Origin of the sequence: Halomonas sp. 707D4, assembly GCF_024158685.1 — a bacterium.
Lineage (GTDB): Bacteria > Pseudomonadota > Gammaproteobacteria > Pseudomonadales > Halomonadaceae > Vreelandella.
Genome location: NZ_JAMZBD010000180.1, coordinates 1 through 5,952 on the forward strand (window position 1 = coordinate 1; position 5,952 = coordinate 5,952).

Sequence of the window (5,952 nt, forward strand, 5' to 3'; positions counted from 1 at the left end):
AGCGCGCCTGATCATGAATCAACTGCTCGAAGAGCTGGCGGTGCGCGTCGTCGAACCGGCCCTGGGTGAAGCCAAAGGCGCCGCAGGCGCGCTCCTGGCCGGCCAGTTCCTTGCCTTGCATCAGATGGAAGATGGCCACCAGCGCCCGGGTAATGTCATGATCCGCCGAGGTATTCGTCGTCTCGAACACGATGGCGAGCAGCCCGCTGATCAACTGGTTGAAGGCATGGGTGGCCGCATCCGCCGACAGCGACAGGGTAGCGACGGCAGTGCGCAGCCTGGGTAGATCGTCGAGCGCCAGCCATACCGTGGCGATGCGACGCAGAAGGTGTGACGTGGCCTGCGGGCGCGCCTCTTCGACCAGGGTCTCCAGGCGATGGCGCATCAGCGTGCCGGCCTGCTGGCTGGCGATCACGAACGCCTCGCGCCGGTCGGCGAACTGCCGGCCCTGCGAGCCGAGATAGAGGGTCGAAGCCCCCCGTTCGCGCTGCAGCACGTGGATGAAACGACTGATATCCCCCACCAGGTTGGCGGTGACGGCCAGATGGCGCAGGTTGTCGATATCGAGGCGCAGTGCCCTCAATAAAAGCGGGTGGCCCGAAGACATGGTGACTTCCCTCGAAGGCCCGGCGCCGCGGGGACGCGCCGGGGAGTATCGGTTCAGCGCAGCGACAGCGCCCCCGCGCCGGTATGTTGGTTTGCGGCCTCTTCGTAGGCTTTTGCCTCTTCGGCTTCCGTGGCGTCGCTGAAGCGCACCACCAGCACGCTGGCCGCCAGTGCCAGCACACACAGCCCGAGATAGAAAAGGCCCTGCTGGTAGGTGAGGCCTTCGTTTCTGAACAGGAATGCCGCCAGTACCGCGCCGACGTTGCCACCGGCGCCGACGATGCCCGCCACGGCTCCCAGCGCCTTCTTGTTGATGAACGGCACCACGCCGAAGGTCGCGCCCTCGGCCATCTGCACGAACAGGCTGAAGACCAGCATGATGCCGATGGCAAGGCTCAGCACGTGCATCTGCGAGAAGGCGATCAGCGCGATACCCTCGCACACCAGGGCGATGAACAGCCACCGCACCCGGCCCTTGAGCCCGTGCTGGGCGGCGAAGAGGTCCGAGAAGACTCCGCCCAGGGTACGCGCGAAGACGTTCATCAGCCCGAAGAGCCCGGCGATCAGTCCGGCAGTGGCCAGGGTCAAGTCGAAACGGTCGAAGAAGTAGATGGCGGCGATGTTGTTGATGGTCAGCTCCACCCCGAAGCACAGCCCGTAGACGACGAACAGCGCCCAGACGCGAATGTCCCGGGCGGCGGCGAGAAAGCTTCCGAGCGCACCGTACTCGCCGGCGGCCGGCGGCAGCTCGCCACGCCGGCGAAGGTCGGCGAAATTGCCGTCCGGCGCATCCTGGGTGAACAGCCAGTAGCCGATGCCGGTACAAAAGAGCACCACGCCCGGCACCAGCATGGCCAGGCGCCAGCCCAGGGTTTCGCTTGCGCCCAGCATGAGAAGGCCCGACAGGATCAGCGGCATGAGTATCTGGGTGGTGCCGCCGCCCAGGTTTCCCCAGCCGGCGCTGGTAGCGTTGGCGGTGCCCACCACGTTGGGGGCGAACATCACCGAGGTATGGTACTGGGTGATGACGAAGGAGGCGCCGATCGCGCCGATGGCGAGTCTTGCCAGCAAGAAGCTTTCGAAGCTGTCGGCAAGACCGATGCTCATCACCGGGATCGAGCCCAGCACGAGCAGGCCCGAGTAGGTCTTGCGCGGCCCCAGCCGGTCGCAGAGCAGGCCGATCAGAAGGCGCACGATCACGGTGATGGCGACCGAGGCGATGATGGTGTTGCCGATCTGGGTCTGGGTCAGCGCCAGGTCCTCGCGTACCACCACCATCAGCGGGGCGATGCCGAACCAGCCGAAAAAGCAGACGTGAAAGGCGAACCAGGAGAAGTGAAACGCGCGCATCTGCGGCGTCGAGAAACTGAGCAATCGAATACGAGTGGCTTTGTTGCGAATGTCCATGGAGACCTCACCGAGCGCGAACGAGTCGTTGTCGCCGCGTGCGCCTGCACGCAGGTCAACGAGATGATGCCTTCGCCATTGAAGGGCAAGCTCGACGCACTCGTACCCGGGGGCCTGGTCCACGCCTGTCACTGTCGATCGACTACGAAGCAATTACTTCGCCATATGGTCGTTTTCGTTTCGACGACAGCGTTTTAGGTCGTTTCAAGAGCAGCGGGAAGGGGAGTTCCCGGCGGGGATGCATCAAAAGGGGGCGCCTATGCGCGCAGGGCCCTTCGATCGTGCAGGGTCATTCGTTCATGTAGACGGTATCGATGTCGAGCGTTGAACGCTTTCCCAGCGCCTCGAAGTGCTCGTCGAGCCAGCGCTGGGCAGCGGCGCGGCCCAGCTCGAACAGATGGCTCAGAAATGCCCATTCGGCGTTCATCTTGCTCGAGACCGACAGCTCCTCGAGGGCGTGCTCGCCGCTGATGCGATGAAAAAGCGTCTGCTGGTAGCAGTTTTCGATGCCCTGCTCGTCGAGGGCGTGCTGGAGCAGGGCGATCATGCGGATCTCCTTGATCAGCGCGGCGTTGAAGGTGATCTCGTTGAGCCGGTTCATGATCGCCGAGGCAGTGGTGGGCACCGTGTCACGGCTGATGGGGTTGATCTGGACCAGCATGATGTCCCGGGCGCTGCACTCCTCCATCAGCGGGAAGAGCGCCGGGTTGCCCATGTAACCGCCGTCCCAGTAGGCTTCGCCTTCGATCTCCACCGCCTGGAACATGAACGGCAGGCAGGCCGAGGCCATCACTGCGTCCAGGGTCATCTCTTCGCGACGAAACACGCGCTGCTTGCCGGTGCGCACGTTGGTGGCGGCGACGAACAGCTTCAGCCGGTCGCAGCGGCGCACACGCTCGAAGTCGACGTGCTTGTCGACGATGTCGCGCAGCGGATTGACGTTGAAAGGATTGAACTGGTACGGCGAGATCAGCCGACTCATCAGATCCATCGCGATGTAGCCCGGCGACTGATCCAGGCTCCAGTTGCCAGTGAGCATGTCCAGCGGCGAGCGGCGGATCGGGCTTGCCATGCCGGCCAGGCTGACCGCTCGCCAGAAGTCGCGCAGCGCCTGGCGGGCGGTCTCGTGATCGCCGCGGGTCAGCGCATCCGCCATGATCACGCCGTTCATGGCGCCGGCGCTGGTGCCGCTGATGCCCTCGATCTCGATACGTGGATCCTCGAGCAGTCGATCCACCACGCCCCAGGTGTAGCCCCCGTGGGCACCGCCGCCTTGAAGCGCCAGATCCAGCGTCTTCACCGTCGCCATGTCGCCTTCCTCGCCGTGGTTCGTCCGGCTTTCAGCATGGCAGAAAAAAACGGGCGCGAAAGGATGTCCTTCAACGCAGCCGCGCTAGCGCGACGCCGCCAACTGGTAGGGAGCCTCCACGGGGCAGCGCGCGCGTGCCGAACTCGCCAGCCACTCGGCGTCCGGGTAGTAGGCGAACACATACTGGTTCTCCTTGAGGCTGTCGATCAGCGGGTAGGTGATGTCCTCGCGCACCGCCGGGCAGCCGTGGCTGCGCCCCAGCCGACCGGTCTGGGCGATGAACTCCTCGCTGACGTAGCTCGCCCCGTGGATCACGATGGCGCGATCGAAGGCCAGGTCGTTGACGTCGGCCTCAAGCCCATCCAGGCGCAGCGAGTAGCCGTTGCGCCCGTAGTAGCTGTTCATGGTGCGAAACAGCCCCAGGCTCGACTGGAAGCTTTCCGGGGTATTGGAGAAAAGGCGCGCCTCGGCGTCGCCGGAGCCCCGCCCGTGGGAGACCAGCTCCTTGAACAGCAGCCGGTTCTGGTGCAGGTCGAACACCCAAAGGCGCTCCTCGGTGGAGGGCAGCGAGTAGTCGATCACCGCCAGGCGCTCGGCGCCGGGGTCGGCGCAGGCGAGCGCCTGGGCGGCCATCGCCAGTGCCTGGGGGGTCGCCGACGGCGCCAGCAGCTGCAGTTGATGGTTGAGCGGAGAGACCCCGGGCGGCGCCGAGGCGCCGAGCTGCGACAGAAAACTCGACGGGGGAGCCGCATGGGCAAGAGGGGCCGGCAGCAGCGGAATCGCGAGCAGTAGACCGGTCAGAAAGCGCCATCGAAGCCACATGTGAGAAGACCTACTATAGTTAATTGTACGTGAAGAGGGGGGACGCAGGCCGGTCGCGGGCGAGCCCACCTTGCAAGAGGCAGCACCGAGCCGACCGACGACCTCGGCCATCAACGATAGTCAGTGCGCATGTTTATCTTTACCGGGTTGTCATGCGCCACCGCATAGTAACCCAGGGAGGGGTTATGAACGAGAATCTGCCGATCAAGAAATGGGCGATCAGCGCTGTCTTCACCCTGGCACTGATGCCGCTTCCCCAGGCGATCCAGCAGGCCCATGCCGATGCGCTGACGCAGCAGGCGCTGTCGCGCCAGATCGGTGCGACCGCCAGCGACGCCCTGCCCGTGGCGGAATTCTACCAACTACGCGATGGCGCGCTCGTCTGGCAGGATACAGCGCAGGTCGAAGCGCTGGCGAGCGCCCTCGAGGCGCTCGACGCGGATGGGCTCACGCCGAGCGACTACCGCGCCTCCAGCCTGCTGGACGAGTACCGGCGAAGCCGCCAGGCGGGAGGCGACGCCGAGGCGCGCTTCGACGTCGACGCCACCCGGCGCCTGCTGCTGGCGCTGGATCACCTGTCGCGCGGCAAGGTGGACCCGCAGAGTTTGAACACCCACTGGGACGGCGAGCGCCCGGCGCGCGGCTACAGCCTGATGCAAGTGCGCCACGCCCTGGAGCGCGGCGACGTCGAGGCCGCCTTCGAGGCGGCAAGACCCGCCACGCCCGCGTATCGCGAGCTGCGCCAGGCGCTGGTGGAGTACCGCGCGCTGGAGCGCCAAGGGGCCTCGGCGCGCTACCTGGAGGGGCGTAGCGAGTCGCTCAAGCCCGGCGATCGCGGCGATGACGTGGTGGTGCTGCGCGAGCGCCTGGCGCTGTGGGGGGAGGGCGGGCTCGTGGCGGCGGACGACGACGCCTATCCGATGATCGACGCCGTGGCACGCAGAGCCGCGACGTCGTCGGATTCGCGCTACTTCGACGCCGAGCTCGAAAGCGCGGTGAAGCGCTTCCAGCGCCGCCATCAGCTGCAGGCCGACGGGGTCGTCGGCAACAACACCCGCCTGGCGCTCAACGCCTCGATCCGCCAGCGCATCGATCAGCTTCGCATCAACCTCGAGCGGGCCCGCTGGATGGCGCCTTTCGAGAACGAGCGCTCGCGGGTGTGGGTAGATATCGCCGGCTACACGCTGCACTACGTTCGCCCGGACGGCCAGCAGTGGGACGCCCGCGTCGTGGTCGGCTCCCCGGGGCGCGCCACGCCCATCATTCACTCCTCCATCAGCCACCTCACCATCAATCCGAGCTGGACGATTCCGCCGACCATTCTGCGCGAGGACGTGTTGCCCCGCGTGAGAAGCGATGCAAGCTATCTTTCCCAGCGCAATATCCAGGTGGTCAGTCCCTCCGGCGAGCGCCTGGACCCGTCGAGCGTCGACTGGCAGCGCCCCGGCGGCGTCATGCTTCGCCAGGTGGCCGGCAGCGGCAACCCGCTGGGGCGCATAGTGGTGCGCTTTCCCAACAACGACATGATCTACCTGCACGACACACCGGCGCAGGGCGCCTTCGGGCGCAGCCAGCGGGCGCTGAGCTCGGGCTGCATTCGCGTGGAGGGCATCGGCGAACTCGCTCAGATGCTGCTGCGCGACAGCGGCAGTCAGCACCAGGTGAGCACATTGATGAGCCGCTCAGCGAGCGACCAGAACGTCAACCTGCCAAGGCGCATCCCGGTCATGCTGCATTACATGACCGCCTGGCCCAATGCGGCGGGCGAGGTGGAGTTCCGCGACGACATCTATCGCCACGACGCGGCG

Annotated in this window: 5 protein-coding genes; 1 reads left to right on the forward strand and 4 read right to left on the reverse strand. The window is 66.0% G+C overall.

Annotated features, from left to right (window positions below; all coding sequences use genetic code 11):
- The 4 genes from BIS11_RS09255 to BIS11_RS09270 form a co-directional block, all read right to left on the reverse strand.
- The coding region (locus BIS11_RS09255) for a nitrate- and nitrite sensing domain-containing protein (RefSeq protein ID WP_253585958.1) at positions 1–607 on the reverse strand (607 nt) is incomplete at its 3' end.
- A 53-nt stretch (positions 608–660) separates the two neighbouring features.
- Positions 661–2,013: an MFS transporter gene (locus BIS11_RS09260; RefSeq protein ID WP_253425864.1), complete on the reverse strand. Its 1,353-nt coding sequence runs from the start codon at positions 2,011–2,013 to the stop codon at positions 661–663.
- A gap of 289 nt (positions 2,014–2,302) precedes the next feature.
- Positions 2,303–3,322 carry a patatin-like phospholipase family protein gene (locus BIS11_RS09265; protein WP_253585959.1) on the reverse strand — a complete coding sequence of 340 codons (1,020 nt, stop codon included), beginning with the start codon at positions 3,320–3,322 and terminating at the stop codon, positions 2,303–2,305.
- 84 nt (positions 3,323–3,406) lie between these two features.
- Positions 3,407–4,144, reverse strand: a complete 738-nt coding sequence (locus tag BIS11_RS09270; protein ID WP_253426785.1) for a murein L,D-transpeptidase catalytic domain family protein — start codon at positions 4,142–4,144, stop codon at positions 3,407–3,409.
- A gap of 185 nt (positions 4,145–4,329) precedes the next feature.
- Between BIS11_RS09270 and BIS11_RS09275 the strand changes: the two genes are divergently transcribed.
- The coding region (locus tag BIS11_RS09275; RefSeq protein ID WP_253585960.1) for a murein L,D-transpeptidase at positions 4,330–5,952 on the forward strand (1,623 nt) is incomplete at its 3' end.

Coding starts and splice junctions, on each gene's coding strand:
- BIS11_RS09260 (WP_253425864.1), bottom strand. CDS start 2,013: ATGGACATTCGCAACAAAGCCACTCGTATTCGATTGCTCAGTTTCTCG.
- BIS11_RS09265 (WP_253585959.1), bottom strand. CDS start 3,322: ATGGCGACGGTGAAGACGCTGGATCTGGCGCTTCAAGGCGGCGGTGCC.
- BIS11_RS09270 (WP_253426785.1), bottom strand. CDS start 4,144: ATGTGGCTTCGATGGCGCTTTCTGACCGGTCTACTGCTCGCGATTCCG.